17 protein-coding genes and 1 pseudogene are annotated in these 15,794 nt (G+C 75.8%); 13 read left to right on the forward strand and 5 right to left on the reverse strand.

What is annotated here, in order from left to right; all coding sequences use genetic code 11:
- Nucleotides 1-15: 15 nt before the first annotated feature.
- Nucleotides 16-318 carry a DUF3040 domain-containing protein gene (locus tag BX266_RS03405; protein ID WP_099897446.1) on the reverse strand — a complete coding sequence of 101 codons (303 nt, stop codon included), beginning with the start codon at nucleotides 316-318 and terminating at the stop codon, nucleotides 16-18.
- A 329-nt stretch (nucleotides 319-647) separates the two neighbouring features.
- Here BX266_RS03405 and BX266_RS03410 point away from each other — a divergent pair, with 329 nt between their 5' ends.
- From BX266_RS03410 to BX266_RS03435, 6 genes are all read left to right on the forward strand, one after another.
- Entirely contained in the window at nucleotides 648-1,601 is a 954-nt protein-coding gene (locus BX266_RS03410; RefSeq protein WP_099897447.1) for a MerR family transcriptional regulator, read from the forward strand.
- Nucleotides 1,602-1,788: 187 nt separating this feature from the next.
- A complete protein-coding gene (locus BX266_RS03415; RefSeq protein WP_099897448.1) occupies nucleotides 1,789-2,220 on the forward strand; it encodes an SRPBCC family protein in 432 nt (143 codons plus the stop codon).
- Between the two features lie 184 nt (nucleotides 2,221-2,404).
- Nucleotides 2,405-3,667, forward strand: coding sequence for an NAD(P)/FAD-dependent oxidoreductase (locus BX266_RS03420; RefSeq protein ID WP_099907342.1), 1,263 nt, complete (start codon nucleotides 2,405-2,407; stop codon nucleotides 3,665-3,667).
- Between the two features lie 41 nt (nucleotides 3,668-3,708).
- Complete coding sequence (locus BX266_RS03425; RefSeq protein ID WP_180290778.1) at nucleotides 3,709-4,458, forward strand: DUF1365 domain-containing protein; 750 nt, start codon at nucleotides 3,709-3,711, stop codon at nucleotides 4,456-4,458.
- A complete protein-coding gene (locus BX266_RS03430; protein ID WP_099897449.1) occupies nucleotides 4,455-5,714 on the forward strand; it encodes a class I SAM-dependent methyltransferase in 1,260 nt (419 codons plus the stop codon). Before BX266_RS03425 ends, BX266_RS03430 begins: the two co-directional genes overlap by 4 nt.
- Before the next feature lie 56 nt (nucleotides 5,715-5,770).
- Nucleotides 5,771-6,532, forward strand: coding sequence for a DUF1295 domain-containing protein (locus BX266_RS03435; protein WP_099907345.1), 762 nt, complete (start codon nucleotides 5,771-5,773; stop codon nucleotides 6,530-6,532).
- A 177-nt stretch (nucleotides 6,533-6,709) separates the two neighbouring features.
- On the opposite strand, the gene BX266_RS03440 is transcribed toward BX266_RS03435, so the two are convergent.
- Both BX266_RS03440 and BX266_RS03445 read right to left on the reverse strand, forming a co-directional pair.
- Nucleotides 6,710-7,444, reverse strand: a complete 735-nt coding sequence (locus BX266_RS03440) for an anti-sigma factor domain-containing protein (protein ID WP_099897450.1) — start codon at nucleotides 7,442-7,444, stop codon at nucleotides 6,710-6,712.
- Nucleotides 7,441-8,025 (reverse strand): sigma-70 family RNA polymerase sigma factor, encoded by a 585-nt coding sequence (locus BX266_RS03445; protein ID WP_099897451.1) that lies wholly within the window; start codon nucleotides 8,023-8,025, stop codon nucleotides 7,441-7,443. Before BX266_RS03445 ends, BX266_RS03440 begins: the two co-directional genes overlap by 4 nt.
- 266 nt (nucleotides 8,026-8,291) lie before the next feature.
- On the opposite strand from BX266_RS03445, the gene BX266_RS38030 reads away from it, so the two are divergent.
- The gene (locus tag BX266_RS38030) at nucleotides 8,292-8,615 is read left to right on the forward strand and encodes a hypothetical protein (RefSeq protein ID WP_143686850.1); all 324 of its coding nucleotides are present in this window, start codon (nucleotides 8,292-8,294) and stop codon (nucleotides 8,613-8,615) included.
- A gap of 58 nt (nucleotides 8,616-8,673) precedes the next feature.
- Nucleotides 8,674-9,333, forward strand: coding sequence for a fasciclin domain-containing protein (locus tag BX266_RS03450; protein ID WP_099897452.1), 660 nt, complete (start codon nucleotides 8,674-8,676; stop codon nucleotides 9,331-9,333).
- Between the two features lie 77 nt (nucleotides 9,334-9,410).
- On the opposite strand, the gene BX266_RS03455 is transcribed toward BX266_RS03450, so the two are convergent.
- Nucleotides 9,411-9,812, reverse strand: coding sequence for an SsgA family sporulation/cell division regulator (locus tag BX266_RS03455; protein WP_099897453.1), 402 nt, complete (start codon nucleotides 9,810-9,812; stop codon nucleotides 9,411-9,413).
- A 136-nt stretch (nucleotides 9,813-9,948) separates the two neighbouring features.
- Nucleotides 9,949-10,440 (reverse strand): DUF4188 domain-containing protein, encoded by a 492-nt coding sequence (locus tag BX266_RS03460; protein ID WP_099897454.1) that lies wholly within the window; start codon nucleotides 10,438-10,440, stop codon nucleotides 9,949-9,951.
- Between the two features lie 94 nt (nucleotides 10,441-10,534).
- Here BX266_RS03460 and BX266_RS03465 point away from each other — a divergent pair, with 94 nt between their 5' ends.
- The 5 genes and pseudogenes from BX266_RS03465 (at nucleotide 10,535) to BX266_RS03485 (ending at nucleotide 15,763) form a co-directional block, all read left to right on the forward strand.
- On the forward strand, nucleotides 10,535-11,194 hold the full coding sequence (locus BX266_RS03465; protein ID WP_099897455.1) for a MerR family transcriptional regulator: 660 nt from the start codon (nucleotides 10,535-10,537) through the stop codon (nucleotides 11,192-11,194).
- 116 nt (nucleotides 11,195-11,310) lie between these two features.
- Entirely contained in the window at nucleotides 11,311-12,420 is a 1,110-nt protein-coding gene (locus BX266_RS03470) for a DNA alkylation repair protein (protein WP_099897456.1), read from the forward strand.
- A gap of 97 nt (nucleotides 12,421-12,517) precedes the next feature.
- Complete coding sequence (locus tag BX266_RS03475; protein ID WP_099897457.1) at nucleotides 12,518-13,603, forward strand: S-(hydroxymethyl)mycothiol dehydrogenase; 1,086 nt, start codon at nucleotides 12,518-12,520, stop codon at nucleotides 13,601-13,603.
- Nucleotides 13,603-14,232: an MBL fold metallo-hydrolase gene (locus tag BX266_RS03480; RefSeq protein ID WP_099897458.1), complete on the forward strand. Its 630-nt coding sequence runs from the start codon at nucleotides 13,603-13,605 to the stop codon at nucleotides 14,230-14,232. The genes BX266_RS03475 and BX266_RS03480 overlap by 1 nt, the downstream gene beginning before the upstream one ends.
- A 119-nt stretch (nucleotides 14,233-14,351) precedes the next feature.
- Nucleotides 14,352-15,763 (forward strand): annotated as a pseudogene (locus tag BX266_RS03485) (amidase).
- Nucleotides 15,764-15,794 lie beyond the last annotated feature (31 nt).

Here is a 15,794-nt window from a genome sequence, read left to right on the forward strand (position 1 = left end):
CCGTCCGACGGCGCGTCAGTCCTGCCGGACCTGGGCCAGCCGGTGCAGGGCGAGGACGCCCAGGACCGCGGAGACCGCGGCGACCAGCAGGGCGACGCCGGGGAGCGGGCCGGCGGCCGCCCACAGCGCGCCCGCCGCGGTCAGGACGCTGAGCAGGGCGACGGCGGCGGCGAGCAGCCGTGGACGGTGCGTGACGCGGGCCGGCAGGCCGGGCGGTCGGGCGAGCCGCCGGTCGAGACGGGGGGCTTCGCTGCGCAGGTGGTCTTCGATCTCCGCGAGCAGGCGTTGCTCGTGGGCGGTCAGTCGGGTGGGGGCCATGGTGGTCGCCGTCCTCGGGTGTCGGGGCCCGGTGCTCGGCCGGGCCGCCTGGTCGGGGCCGCCGGTCCGGCGTCCCGCGGCTGCCGGTGCCGCCGGTCCGGGTCGCCGAACGGGAGCCGTCCCTGCGGGCCGTGCCCAGCGCGTGTACCCGGCCCTCGGATCCCACGCTCGCCCTCCGGTGGTCCGTCGCCCACTCGCAGCGCTGCCGCAGCGTTTCGGCAGGAGTCGGCGCAGGGGCAGCCGGCGTGGGGCCGCCGGGAGAGGCGCGGCGGCGGGGCCGGTCGCACACTCACGGAGTGAGTCCCGACCGCACCCGCCCGGAGGATCCGATGACGACGACCGCCGCCGTACCGGGCCCGGGCCTGCCGACCGGCGCGGTGGCGCGGCTGCTCGGGGTGTCGCCGACCACGGTGCGGTCCTGGGAGCGGCGCTACGGGATCGGGCCGGCCGGGCGGGTGCCCGGGCACCACCGGCGCTGGCGTGCCGAGGACGTCGCGGTGCTGGAGGCGATGTGCCGGCTGACGGCGCGCGGCCTGCCGCCGGGCGAGGCGGCCCGGGCGGCGCTGGCGGGCGGGGCGCGGCTCCCCCCGGCGGACGCGGGGCGGCCGCCCGGGGGGAGCCGCGCGCTCCGGGTGGGGACAGTGCGTCCCGAGTGCCGGGGACTGGCCGGCGCGGCGGTGCGCCTGGACGGTCCCGAGGTCGCGCGGGTGCTGGCCGCGGCCGTCGACGGGCTCGGGGCGGTGGCCGCCTGGACGGAGGTGGTGGTGCCGGCGCTCCGGGCGGCGGGCCGCAAGTGGGCGGTGGACGGCGAGCAGTACGTGGAGGTCGAGCACCTGCTCTCCTGGCACGTGTCCGCGGCGCTGCGCGCGGTCGCGGTACGGCCGACCGGGCCGGCCTCCCGCGGGCGGCCGGTGCTGCTGGCCGCGATGCCGGAGGAGGAGCACAGCCTCCCGGTGGAGGCGGTGGCGGCGGGGCTGGCCGAGCGCGGCGTGCCGTTCCGGATGCTCGGCGCCGCCGTCCCGCCCAGGGCCCTGCTGGACGCGGAGCGCCGGCTCGGTCCGGCCGCCGTGCTGCTCTGGTCCCAGGGCCGGCGGACGGCGGACCGCCGGCTGGTTCGCGTGGCCGCCGAGCTGACCTGGGGTCAACGCGGCGCACGCTCCGCCGCCGCCGTCCTCCCGGCCGGTCCCGGCTGGGGCCGCACTCCCCCACCGGGTGCGGCGGCCCTCCCCCACTCGCTGGAGTCCGCCCTCGACCTCCTCCACCGCGCCACCGTCCCGCCCTGACACTCCGCCCCCCGCCCCCGTCCGCTCCTCCGAACCATCCACACCCGCCCGGGCACCGAATACCGACTGTCGAGCGGGTCGCGCAGTTCACCGCACGCCTGCTCCCACCCCCACTCCCACCAGTCCACACCCGCCCGGGCACCGAATGCCCACCGTCGAGCGGGTCGCGCAGTCCCAGGAGGTCGTGATGATCGAGGTGCAGCGGGTGATGGCGGTGCGGCGCCCGGCCGCCGAAGTGCTGGACTACCTGGCGGACTTCGGCCATGCCGTGGAGTGGGACCCGGGCACCGAGCAGTGCGAGCGGGTCGACGCCGGGCCGGTGGGTCCGGGCGCGCGGTGGCGCAACGTCTCGGTGTTCCGCGGCCGCCGCACCGAGCTGGCCTACGTGCTGGAGTCGTGGGAGCCGGACCGCCTGCGGTTCGTCGGGCGGAACCGGACGGTCACCGCCACGGACGAGATCACCGTCCGGCCGGACGGCGCCGGCGCGTCGGTGCACTACCGGGCGCGGTTGCGGTTCCACGGGCTGGCCCGGCTCGCCGGTCCGCTGCTGCGGCGGGAGTTCGAGCGGCTGGCGGACGCCACCGCGCGGCGCCTGCCCGAGGTGCTGGACGGTCGCTGACGCGGTGTCGGGGCGGGCGTTCCCGTTCGGACCAATCCGCGGCCGGGCCGGGTCCGAATCCGGGGTGCAAGGCAGGGAGCCGGGACGGCCCGGTACAGCGGAGAGGACCGATGTGACGACACTCGGCACGGTTTCCACCGGCGGGTCGGTCCCGCCCGCGCGCGGCGGGCGTCCGGTCCGCCGGGTGGCGGTGGTCGGCGCGGGGGTGGCGGGCCTGACGGCCGCTCACGAGCTGGTGCGGGCGGGGGTGGAGGTGGAGCTGTTCGAGGCGGACTCGCGGTTGGGCGGTCACGCGCACACCCAGCAGGCGCCGGCGGCTGACGGGCGGACGCTGGACCTGGACACCGGTTTCCTGGTGCACAACACGCGGACGTACCCGGAGCTGACCCGGCTGTTCGCCGAGCTCGGGGTGCGCACCCGGGAGAGCGACATGAGCATGTCGGTGCGCTGCGACGGGTGCGGACTGGAGTACGCGGGCGCCCGTGGGCCGTCCGGGCTGCTGGCGGCGCCGGGCAACCTGGTGCGGGGCCGCTACCTGCGGATGCTCGGCGAGGTGCCGCGCTTCCACCGGCTGGCGCGCCGACTGCTGGCCGACCCGGAGCAGGGCGACCCGAGCCTTCGGGAGTTCCTCGACCGGCACGAGTTCTCCCAGTACTTCGTGCACCACTTCATGACGCCGGTGGTGTCCGCGGTGTGGTCGTGCGCGCCCGACCTGGCGGGCGACTACCCGGCGCGCTACCTGTTCGCGTTCCTGGACAACCACGGCATGCTGGCCGTCACCGGCTCGCCGACCTGGCGCACCGTGGTCGGCGGCTCCCGCACGTACGTGGCGCGGATCGCGGAGCGGATCACCGCCGTGCACCGGTCGGCCCCGGTCCGCGCGGTGCGCCGGCACCCGGACGGCGTCACCGTGGTCACCGAGGACGCCCGGAGCACCCGCGCGGACGCGGTGGTGGTGGCCACCCACGCGGACCAGGCGCTGCGGCTTCTCGCGGATCCGACCGACGCCGAGCGCGCGGTGCTCGGGGCGTTCACCTACTCGCGCAACCCGACGGTGCTGCACCGCGACCCGTCGGTGCTGCCGCGCGCCGCCTGGGCCCGCGCGTCCTGGAACTACCGGATGCCGTCCTGCGACGCGCCGTCCGACCGGGTCCGGGTCAGCTACCACCTGAACCGGCTGCTGGGCCTCGGCGGCGCGGAGGACTACCTGGTGACCCTGAACGAGGACCGGCAGCATCCCGTCCCGGCCGCCCTGGCGGTCTCCCGCACCGTCTACGAGCACCCGGTGTACACCGGGGCCACCGTGGCGGCCCAGCGCCGCCTGCCCGAACTGGCCACCGCCCGCACCGCGTTCGCGGGCGCCTACCACGGCTGGGGGTTCCACGAGGACGGCTGCCGCTCCGGCCTGGCCGCGGCCCGCCACCTGCTCGCGGCGGTCGCGCCGTGACCGCGGCCGCGCACACCGCGACGGCTGCCCCGGCGGGGCGGCTGCCCGGCCCCTGGGGTGCGGTGCTGTACGAGACCCGCACCACGCACGTGCGCGCCGTACCGCGCCGGGTCTTCCGGCACCGCGGCTACCTGTGGCTGGTCGACCTCGACCGGATGCCCGAACTCCCGCCGCTGCTACGCCCGTTGGCCCGGTTCCGGACCCGTGACCACGCCCCGGCCGATGCATCGACCATCCGCCGGGACCTGACCCGCAGGCTGGCCGCGCAGGGCATCCGGCTGGACGGCGGACGGGTGCTGATGCTCACTCAGGCCCGCTCGCTCGGACACGTGTTCAACCCGCTGACGGTGTACTGGTGCCGGGACGAGGCCGGCGCGCCGCTGTGCACCGTCGCGGAGGTGCACAACACCTACGGCGGCCGGCACCGCTACCTGCTGCGCCCGGACGGGCGAGGGCGGGCCGAGACGGCGAAGGAGTTCTACGTCTCGCCGTTCCTGCCCGTCGACGGCCGGTACCGGCTGGTGCTCCCGGAACCGGACGGGCGGCTGCACCTGACGGTCCATCTGGACCTGCCGGGCGGCCGGGCGTTCACCGCCACCGTCACCGGCGCCGGGCGCCCGGCGGGCCCGGCCGCACTGCTGCGGGCCGTTCTGCGGCACCCGTTCGCGACCTGGGCCGTCAGCCTGCGGATCCGCTCCCAGGGCGTGCGGCTGTGGCTGCGCGGCCTGCCCGTCCACCCTCGGCGTCCCCCGACCGAGAACCCGAACGAAGAAGAGGTGCCCCGCGGATGACCACCACCGTTCCACCCGTCGCCGTCGTCGACCCGCTCCGCTGGCCGGACGTCGCCCGGGTCCCGCACACCCCGCTGCGCGCCGCGGTCGCCGGCCGGGTGCTGCGCCGGGTGGCGGCCGGGCGCGGCCTGCGGGTCGAACTGCCGGGCGGACGGCCCCTGGTGGCCGCTCCGGCCGGCGCACCGGTGCTGCGACTGCACCGCCCGCAGGCATTCCTGCACCGGGTCGGCGCGGGCGGCCTGATCGGCTTCGGCGAGGCGTACCAGGCCGGCGACTGGGACAGCCCGGACCTGGCGGGCCTGCTGACCGCGCTCGCGTCCCGCCCCGAGACGCTGGTGCCGCCGGGCGCCGGCCTGCTGCGCCGCCTGTACGTGGCCCGGCCGCCGGCGGCGGAGCGGTCCACCGAGGAGGCGGCCCGGCGCAACATCCAGCGCCACTACGACCTGTCGAACGAGCTGTTCGGGCTGTTCCTCGACCCGACGCTGAGCTACTCCGCCGCGCTGTTCACCGACCCGGCCACCGCCCACTGGGCGGACCTGGCGACGGCCCAGCACCGCAAGATCGACCGGATGCTGGACCTGGCCGGGGTCCGCCCCGGCACCCGGCTGCTGGAGATCGGCACCGGCTGGGGCGAGCTCGCCCTGCGGGCCGCCGCCCGGGGCGCCCGGGTGCTCAGCGTGACGCTCTCCGCGGAGCAGCTCGCGCTGGCCCGCCGCCGGATCGCCGAGGCCGGGCAGCAGGACCGGGTGGAGGTCCGGCTGTGCGACTACCGCGCGGTGCAGGGCGAGTTCGACGCCGTGGTCAGCGTGGAGATGATCGAGGCGGTCGGCCGGCCGTTCTGGCCCGCGTACTTCGCGGCCCTGGACCGGGTGCTGGCGCCCGGCGGCCGGGTCGCGCTGCAGGCCATCACCATGCCGCACGCGCGGATGCTGGCCAGCAGCGACACCTACACCTGGATCCTGAAGTACGTGTTCCCGGGCGGCCAGATCCCCTCGCTGCGCGCGATCGCGGACACCGCCGCCCGGCACACCCGGCTGCGGGTGGACAGCGCGGACGCGTTCGGCCCGCACTACGCACAGACCCTGCGACTGTGGCGGGAGCGGTTCACCGAGCGGTCCGACGAGGTCGCCGCGCTCGGCTTCGACGAGGTCTTCCGCCGGATGTGGGAGCTCTACCTGGCGTACTCGGAGGCCGGGTTCCGGACCGGCTACCTGAACGTCCACCAGGTGCTGCTGACCCGGGACGGCGGACGGTGAACGCCGCCGCGTTCGGCGTGAACCTGGCCGTGACGGCCGGGGTCGCGCTGGCGGTGATGCTGGCCGCGTTCGCCGTCGGGGTCCGCACCGGCCGCCACCGCGGCGTGGACGTCGCGTGGGGCCTGGCGTTCGCGGCCGTCGCGCTGACCGGCTGGGCGCTGTCCGCCGGGCACGGCGATCCGGGCCGCCGGGCGCTGGCCACCGCCCTCGTGACGGTGTGGGGCCTGCGACTGGCGGCGCACCTGTGGTGGCGGGCCCGCGGCCTGCCGGAGGACCCGCGGTACGCGCGGATGCTGTCCCGGGCGCCCGCCGGACCGGCCCGCACCCGGTTCGCGCTGCGGATCGTGTACCTGCTGCAGGCCGCCCTGGTCTGGTTCGTCTCGCTGCCCGTCCAGGCCGCCCAGTACCTGCCGGACCCGCTCGGCCCGACCGCCTGGGCGGGCACCGCGCTGTGGGCGCTCGGCCTGTGCTTCGAGGCGGTCGGCGACGCCCAGTTGGCCCGCTTCAAGGCCGACCCGGCACACCGCGGCCAGGTTCTGGACCGCGGACTGTGGCGCTACACCCGGCACCCCAACTACTTCGGCGACGCCTGCGTCTGGTGGGGCCTGTTCCTGCTGGTCGCCGACACCCCGATCGGCTGGGCCTTCGTCGCGAGCCCCCTGCTGATGACCTGGCTGCTCGCCTTCGGCAGCGGAAAGCCGATGCTGGAACGCCACCTCGGCTCCGACCGCCCCGGCTGGACCGAGTACGCCGCCCGCACCAGCGGTTTCTTCCCTCTCCCACCCCGCCGGCCCCGACCGTCCCCCCGTCCCCGCTGACGACCCGCCAGGCGCGCCGGAGCAGTGGGACCGGCCCCTCCCCCCCGGTGCACCACCGTGCCGGGCGGCTCGACCACGTCGATGCCGCCCGGCCTTCCCCTGGTGTGCGCCGGCGGCATCGGGGCGCTGCTCGGGCAACCCGAGTCGCCGGCACGTGCGGCGGCCACCGGCGGTCCGTCAGGTGAACGGGAGCAGCAGCACCGGGTTGCCGCTCGGGTGGGTCGATCCGCCGAGGGGTTCGACGGTGACGCCGATGCCGGCGGCCCCGTCGAGCGGGCCGGTGAGCAGGACGGTGCCGCTCCCGGTGGGCAGCAGGCCGGCCGGGCGCATGGTGCCGGCGTCGTTGAACCAGAGCTGGTAGGTGCGGCCGGGGGCGGGAGCGGGCAGTCCGCTGGCCAGGAAGCCGGCCCGGCCCCGGCTGACCGACCAGACCACGGTGCCCGTGCCGCCTTCGGCGGCCGCGGTGGCGGTCCGCGCGTCGGGTGCGGTGAGCAGCGCGGCGACCTCCTGCTGCCGCTGTTCCAGCGCGGTCGCCCGGTCACGGGCCCGGCCCGCCTCCCGGTGCTGCTGGACGGCGATCGCGCCCGCGCCGACGGCCAGCGCGAGGCAGGCGGCCAGCGCCAGCCTCGGCGCGCTGCGGGCGATCCGGCCCGGGCGGCGGCCCGGCGGCGCGACCCGCGGCGGTTCCTGCCGGATGCCCGGGAGGGCGGCGAGCACCCGCTGCTTCATCGCCGGCGGGGGCGGTGTCGCCTCGGCCGCCCCGAGCCGGGCCAGGGTGGCGGCGAACTCCGCCACCTCCTGCGCGCAGGCCGGGCAGCCCGCCAGGTGGCGTTCGAACGCACCGTTCTCCTCGGGGCTGAGCGCGTGCGCGGCGTACGCGCCGGTCAGGGTGTGCGGGTCGGCCGTGTTCATGTCCCCACTCCCAGGCAGTCGCGCATCCGGATCAGGCCGTCCCGCATCCGGGTCTTGACGGTGCCGAGCGGCGCGCCGAGCACCTCGGCGACCTGCGGGTAGCTGTACCCGCGGTAGTAGGCGAGGGTCAGCGACTCGCGCTGGAGCTCCGTCAGGGTCTTCAGACAGCGCCGGACCTGCTCGCGCTCCATCCGGCCCTCGACCTGTTCGGCGACCTCGTCGTAGGCCACCGCGTAGGACGCCTCCGCGACCCGCCGGTCCCGGTCGGTGGCGGCCTGCGCGGAGCGGACCCGGTCGACGGCGCGCCGGTGCGCGATGGTGAGCACCCACGGCAGCACCTCGCCGCGATCGGCCCGGTAGCGGGCGGCGGTGCGCCACACCTCCACCAGCACCTCCTGCGCGACCTCCTCCGACTGCGCGGCGTCCCGCACCACCCGCCGTACCAGGCCGAACACCGGACCGGCGACCGCGTCGTACAGCGTGGCGAAGGCGTCCTGGTCGCCGAGGACCACCCGCGCGAGCAGCTCCTTCAGGTCCGGCCCGGGCCGGACCGGCAAGCCCAGGGCGACGACCCGGTTCACCCGGCCACCGCCGCACCGGCGCAACACCTTCGACGGACCATTGGCACGGGAGCCTCCCCAGCCTCGGCCGGGCCCGGAGCCCGGCCGCGCAACCTCGACAACACGACTCCCCCTGTTCGGAGCCACCCCCCACCCGGATTGCCCGGCCCACCACAGCCCGTCTGCCCGCCCCCGGGCGCCCTCCGCCGCGCGGGCCGCTCCGACGTCCCGTCAGTCCGGCCGGGATCGGGACCAATCCGCGCCCACCGTCCCCCCGAATGCCGGGTGTGAACACCGTGGAGGACCCGACGCCGCAGCCCCGGCCGTCCTGGCCCCGGATTGCTGGGCCCGCGGCGGGTGTGGCTGCTGCTGCGGCGGCGCTGGGGACGGGTCAGCTCGTCGCGGCGCTGACCGGCCCTGCGGGGTCGCCGGTGCACGCGGTGGGTGCGGCGGCGGTCGACCTGACGCCGGGTCTGCTGACGCTGATCGCCGCCGGCGCCCAGGCGCCGGCGGCGGGTGCGGTCGGGACCGCCGTGCAGCCGGAGCAGCGCGCCGTGCCCTTCCCGGCCGGGGCGACGGGCTGGCACAGCACCGTCGTCACCGTCACCTGAACCGTCAACCGCCTTTCACCCAGCACCACTTCACCCGAGCACCGAGGAGAGATCCGCCATGTCCGCTTCCGTCCGCAACCGCCGTGCCCTCACCGCCCTGTTCGCCGCCGGCGCCCTCGCCCTGTCCCTGGGCGCGTGCAGCAGCAGCAGTGACAGCGGCAGCAGCTCGTCCTCCCCGTCCGCTTCCGCGGCCTCCTCCGCGGCGATGTCCGGCAGCAGCACCGCCTCCGCCGCCGCGGCGGCCGGTCAGCCGTTCGGCGCGGCCTGCGCCGCCGTGCCGAAGGACGGCGCGGGCTCGTTCACCGGCATGGCGCAGGACCCGGTCGCCACCGCCGCCTCGAACAACCCGCTGCTGTCCACCCTGGTCGCCGCCGTCAAGCAGGCCGGCCTGGTCGACACCCTGAACTCCGCCCAGAACATCACCGTGTTCGCGCCCACCAACGACGCCTTCGCCAAGATCCCGAAGGCCGACCTGGACGCCCTGCTCGCCGACAAGGCGAAGCTCACCAAGGTCCTGACCTACCACGTCACCCCCGAAAAGCTCGCCCCCACCTCGCTGGCCGGCACGCACAAGACCCTGGAGGGCAGCGACCTCACCGTCACCGGCAGCACCCCCGACTTCACCGTCAACAGCAACTCCAAGGTCCTGTGCGGCAACGTCCAGACCGCCAACGCCACCGTCTACATCGTCGACACCGTGCTGATGCCGACCTCCTGACGGTCCCTCACCCGAGAGCCGGCCGCGGCGGACCCGTGTTCCGCCGCGGCCGGGCCGCGCCGCGCGGCGTCACGCGGTCAGTCGCACAGGCGGGCCAGTGCGGCGTCCAGGTCGAGGTGCTCGTGCTCGCTGCCCGCCGGGACGAGCGCGAAGCAGTCGAGCAGGAAGCCGGTGACGATGCCGGCCGGGATGCTGATCAGGGCGTCGCCGGTCGCACCGCGCAGGGTGATCAGTATGTCGCCGGCGGTCCCCGGACATACCGTCACATCGCCCTCGCCGACCGGGGCGTGGCGTCCCTCGTTGAGCAGGTCCCGGCCGAACACCCACTCGACGGCCTCGATCCGGCCGAGCGGGGGGAAGACCAGGCGCACGGCGTACGGCAGTGCCGAGTCGAAGTGCAGACCTGCCTCGACGGCCTGCTGCGGGTAGGGGCTGCGGGGCAGCGTGACGGTGGTGGACCAACAGGTGGCGACGGTCATCCGGGCGGCCTTCCTTCGACGACGGGGTCTGCAGCCCTCGGCTACCCCGGTGGCGGTGGAACGTGCACGTCCACGCAGAACCTTCACGCACGCCGCGCGTCGGCCCCACGGGTGCGTGCCCGCCGAACGGATGGCGTCACTCGCCGCCGTGCGCGAGCCGCTCGCGGGCGGTGGCGCCGCGGCGTTCGACCGGCAGGGTGCCGGTGGCGGCGCCGAGGCCGTACGGGGGCATGTCGCCGTAGATCGACTCGTGGTTGCCGGCCGGGACGATGTACGTCTCGTGCCAGATGCCCACGTGGCAGCGGGACTTGCGCTCGAATCGGTTGATCATCGCCCAGGCCTTCCGGTGCAGCCGGTCGGGGGCGGCGGCGTAGGCGAGCAGCTTCTCCTCGGACTCCCAGTACTGGACCACGTAGTAGGTGCGCGGCGAGCCGGTCAGCAGCTGGTAGCCGAGCAGGCCGCTGTTCGGGTCGCGGGAGAGTTCCCGCAGCATCCGCGGCATCGCGAGGAGGACGGGCAGCCAGTGGTGCGGCGCCCAGAAGTGGTTGATCCGCATGCCGATCAGGAAGAGCACGACCTTCCCTTCGGCGGCGGCGGTGGTTCGACCAGGGAGCGGTTTCGCGAACATGGGATCCCCCTTCGGCGGGCCGTCCCCGTGATTGGATGGCCCCATTCGTCCATCGCTTTGGATAGTGACACTCGCCAATGGAGGGCACAAGGGGATGCGCCTGGCGGATCTCAGCGAGCGGAGCGGTGTCTCCCTCGCCACGGTCAAGTACTACCTGCGCGAGGGCCTGCTGCCGCCCGGCCGCCGGATCAACGCCACCCAGGCCGAGTACGGCGAGTCCCACCTGCGCCGGCTGCGGCTGGTCCGGGCGATGATCCAGGTCGGCGGCATCCCGGTGGCCACCGTCCGCGAGGTGCTCGCGCACGTCGACGACGAGTCGCTGGGCCTCACCCTGCGGCTCGGCGCGGCCCTCTGGTCGCTGCCGCAGACCGCCCAGGAGGCGCCGGCCGGCCCCGAGGCGGCCGACGACCCGTCACATGTCGCCGCCCGCGCGCTGGTCGACGAACTGCTCGGCCGGCTCGACTGGACCACCGCCCGCGAGGTCGGCGACCTCGCCCCCGCCCACCGCGCCCTGGTCGCCACCCTCGCCACCCTCCACCGGCTCGGCTACCCGCTGGACAGCGACGACCTCCTCCCCTACGCCCGCACCATGGAGCAGGCCGCCGTCCACGACCTGGACCGGATGGACCTGCTGCCCGAACCGCAGGAACGCGCCGAGTACGCCGTCGCCTCCGCCGTCCTGTTCGAACCCGTCCTGCTCAACCTGCGCCGCCTCGCCCAGTCCGAGGAGTCCCACCGCCGCTACGGCCTCTGACCGCCCCGGCCCCGCGGCCGGGGCGGGAGCGCGTCGGCCGGTGGGCGTCCGCGGCGCGGGGTAGGTTCGGGCGACCGGGGAACGCCGGTGCCGTTCGATCTACCCATGGAGCAGCTGTGCCCACCGCCGACGAGTTGATCAGTGCCGGGACCGTCCACGGGTTGGCGGCGGTGCTCCGGGAGGCCGCGCCGCGCGCGTCCGACTGGCGGGCGGTCACCGGGAGCGCGGCGGGCCTGGGCGCGCTCGGGCTGAGCGAGCGGGCCCGGACGGTGGGCGCGGCGATGCTGGCCGATGTCGGCGGCGGCTACGGGGAGTTGGCGTCCGCGGTGCGGGCGGCGCTGGCCCGGCCGGAGCTGACGGGGTGGATGATCTGGCCGGTCAGCGAGGCGGTCGCGACGGCGGCCACCGCACCGGGCGGTGACTTCGCGGACGGCCTGCACCTGCTGGCGGAGCTGACACCGCGGCTGACGGCCGAGTTCGCGCTGCGTGGCTTCCTGCTCGCCGACCTGGACCGCAGCCTGGCCGCCGCGCTGGCCTGGACCCGGTCGCCGGACCCGGCGGTGCGCCGGCTGGCCTCGGAGGGCACCCGGCCGAGGCTGCCGTGGGCACGGCAGGTTCCGGCGCTGACGGCGGCGCCGGGGGTGACGCTGCCGATCCTGGACGCGCTGTACCGGGACGAGGACGAGGTGGTGCGCCGCTCGGTGGCCAACCACCTCAACGACCTGTCCCGGCTGGACCCCGGGCTGGCCACCGCGACGGCCGCCGGGTGGGCCCGGCGGGCGGACGGCGCCACCGCCTCGGTGGTGCGGCACGCGATGCGCACGCTGGTGAAGGACGGCGACCCGGCGGCGCTGGAGCTGGTCGGCTTCCACGGCGGGCGGGAGGACCTGCGGGTGCTCGGGCCGCTGCTGGAGCGGGCCGAAGTGCCGGTCGGCGGCGCGCTGACCTTCACCGCCCGGGTCACCAACGTCTCCGACGCGCCGGTGTCGCTGGTCATCGACTACGTGGTCCACCACCGGAAGGCCAACGGCCGGACGTCGCCGAAGGTCTTCAAACTCACCAAGCGCAACCTGGAGCCGGGCGCGTCCGCCGAGCTGACCCGCAGTCACTCGTTCCGGCCGATCAGCACCCGGGTCTACCACCCGGGCGAGCACGCCCTTCAACTCCAGGTCAACGGGCACCGGTTCGACACCGCGGTGTTCGAACTGACGCCCGCGCAGGGGTAACCGGGGACCCGCCGGACCGAATCGGCCGATTCGCGGGAGGATCGGCGTAGGTTCGGCTGCAGGCGCGACCGCGCCGTGTGCGGAGAGGGGTTGTCGGATGGCTCAGGTGGTCCGGGGTGTGATCGCGCGTGCGAAGGACGCACCGGTGGAGGTGGTGCCGATCGTGGTGCCGGACCCGGGGCCGGGCGAGGCGGTGGTGCGGGTGCAGGCCTGCGGGGTGTGCCACACCGACCTGCACTACCGGGAGGGCGGGATCAACGACGAGTTCCCGTTCCTGCTCGGGCACGAGGCGGCGGGCGTCGTCGAGACGGTCGGCCCGGGCGTCGAGGAGGTCGCGCCGGGCGACTTCGTGATCCTCAACTGGCGTGCGGTGTGCGGCCGTTGCCGGGCCTGTCGGCGCGGCCGGCCGTGGTACTGCTTCGCCACCCACAACGCCGCGCAGAAGATGACGCTGGAGGACGGCACGCCGCTCTCCCCCGCGCTGGGCATCGGCGCGTTCGCCGAGAAGACCCTGGTCGCGGCCGGCCAGTGCACCAAGGTCGACCCGGCGGCCTCCCCGGCCGCGGCCGGCCTGCTGGGCTGCGGCGTGATGGCCGGGCTCGGCGCGGCGATCAACACCGGTCAGGTCGGCCGGGGCGACACCGTCGCGGTGATCGGCTGCGGCGGCGTGGGCAACGCGGCGATCGTCGGCTCCCGGCTGGCCGGCGCGGCCCGGATCATCGCCGTCGACGTCGACGAGCGCAAGCTCACCACCGCGCTGGGCCTGGGCGCCACCCACACCGTCGACTCCCGTTCGGTGGACCCGGTGGAGGCGATCCGCGAACTGACCGGCGGGCACGGCGCGGACGTGGTGATCGAGGCGGTCGGCCGCCCCGAGACGTACAAGCAGGCGTTCTACGCCCGCGACCTGGCGGGCACCGTGGTGCTGGTGGGCGTGCCCACGCCGGAGATGACGCTGGAGCTGCCGCTGCTGGACGTGTTCGGCCGCGGCGGCGCGCTGAAGTCCTCCTGGTACGGCGACTGCCTGCCCGACCGGGACTTCCCGATGCTGATCGACCTGTACCTGCAGGGGCGGCTCGACCTGGACGCGTTCGTCAGCGAGACCATCCCGCTGGACGGCGTCGAGGAGGCGTTCGCCCGCATGCAGCGCGGCGAGGTGCTCCGCTCGGTGGTGCTGTTCTGATGGCCGCCCGGATCGAACACCTGGTCACCGCAGGCGAGTTCAGCCTGGACGGCGGCACCTGGCAGGTCGACAACAACGTCTGGATCCTCGGCGACGACGAGGAGGCGCTGGTCATCGACGCGGCCCACGACGCCGAGGCGATCCTCGCCGCGCTGGGCGGGCGGCGGCTGGTCGCCATCGTCTCCACCCACGCCCACAACGACCACGTCGACGCCGCCCCGGCGCTGGCCGACCGCACCGGCGCGCCGATCCTGCTGCACCCCGCCGACGAGGTGCTGTGGCGACAGACCCACCCCGACCGCAAGCCGGACGCCCCGCTCGCCGACGGTCAGCACCTCACCGTCGCCGGAACGGATTTGACGGTCCTTCACACCCCCGGCCACAGCCCGGGCGCGGTCAGCCTGTACGCGCCGGAGCTCGGCACCGTGTTCACCGGAGACACCCTGTTCGCGGGCGGACCGGGCGCGACCGGGCGTTCGTTCTCCGACTTCCCGACCATCGTGGACTCGATCCGCGGCCGTCTGCTGACCCTCCCGCCGGAGACGGTCGTCCGAACCGGGCACGGCGACTCCACCACGGTCGGCGCCGAGGCGCCGCACCTGGAGGAGTGGATCGCCCGGGGCCACTGATCCGCCACCGGGGTGGGTGTCGTGCGCCGTCCCGGCGTCGTGCTCTGTCCCGGTGGCGTCCTCGGCCCTACACTCGGCCCGGCAAGTACCTTACCGGCGAGTAACAGCAGGGGGTCGGGATGGCCGGCGAACGGGTCCACGCGTTCGGCGACGACGCACTGGGCGAGCACGACGCGGTGGCACTGGCGGCGCTGGTCCGCTCCGGGGCGGTGAGCCCGGGCGAACTCGCCGCCGCGGCCGCCGCGCGCGCCGCCCGGGTCGACGCCGCGCTCGCACCGGTCGCCTTCGCCGACTACCGGCAGCAGCCGCACCGCTCCGGGCGCGGCGCCGACGCGCCGCTGCACGGCGTCCCCACCTACCTCAAGGACAACGTCGACCTGGCCGGGATGCCCACCGGCCACGGCAGCGCCGCCTTCCGCCCGCGCCCCGCCCGCCGCAGCGCCCCCTTCGCGGAGCAACTGCTCGGCACGGGCCTGGCGGTGCTCGGCAAGACCCGGCTGCCCGAGTTCGGCCTCAACGCGTCCACCGAGTACGCGAGCGCCGAGCCGGTCCGCAACCCGTGGCGCCCCTCGCACTCGCCGGGCGCCTCCTCCGGCGGCGCGGCCGCACTGGTCGCCGCCGGCGTGGTCCCGATCGCGCACGCCAACGACGGCGGCGGCTCGATCCGGATCCCCGCCGCGTGCTGCGGCCTGATCGGCCTGAAACCCACCCGGGGCCGGCTGGTCGCCAACGACCAGGGCCGCCGGCTCCCCATCGACCTGGTCACCGACGGCGTGCTGACCCGCTCCGTCCGCGACACCGCCGCGTTCTTCGCCGCCGCCGAACAGCTCCACCGCAACCCCGCCCTCCCGCCGCTCGGCCTGGTCGAAGGCCCGGGCGACCGCCCGCTGCGGATCGGCGTCGTCCTCGGCTCACCGCTCGCCGAGGTCGACGCGCCGACCCGCCGCGCCGTCGAGGACACCGCGCTGCGCCTGGAGGCGATGGGCCACCGCATCGAACCCGCCGTCCTGCCCTTCGGCACCGACTTCCAACGCGACTTCACCCTCTACTGGGGCTTCATCGCCTTCCTGATCGCCGCCACCGGCCGCCTCCTGCTCGACCCCACCTTCCGCGCCGCCGGCCTCGACGGACTCACCTCCGGCCTGCGCTCCACCTTCCACCGCCGCTTCCACCGCACCCCGGGCGTGCTGCGCCGACTGCGCGCCGCCACGCCCGCCTACGCCGACGTCTTCCACCACCACGACGTGGTGCTCTCTCCCGTCCTGGCCCACACCACCCCGCCGCTCGGCCACCTCAGCCCCAACGTCCCCTTCGACGAACTCCTCTCCCGCCTCCAGCGCTACGTCGCCTTCACCCCCGTCCACAACGTCACCGGGGCACCCGGCCTCGCCCTCCCCACTCCCACCGCCCCCGACGGCCTCCCCTCGGCGTCCACCTCTCCGCCCCCCACGGCCAGGAACGCCGGCTCCTCGAACTCGCCTACGCCCTCGAAGCCGACCGCCCCTGGCCCCGCATCCAGCACCCGGCCTGACCGGCCGGCCGCCAAGCCCCGCCCCGACCCG

The sequence above is a fragment of the Streptomyces sp. TLI_171 genome, from assembly GCF_003610255.1.
GTDB lineage: Bacteria > Actinomycetota > Actinomycetes > Streptomycetales > Streptomycetaceae > Kitasatospora.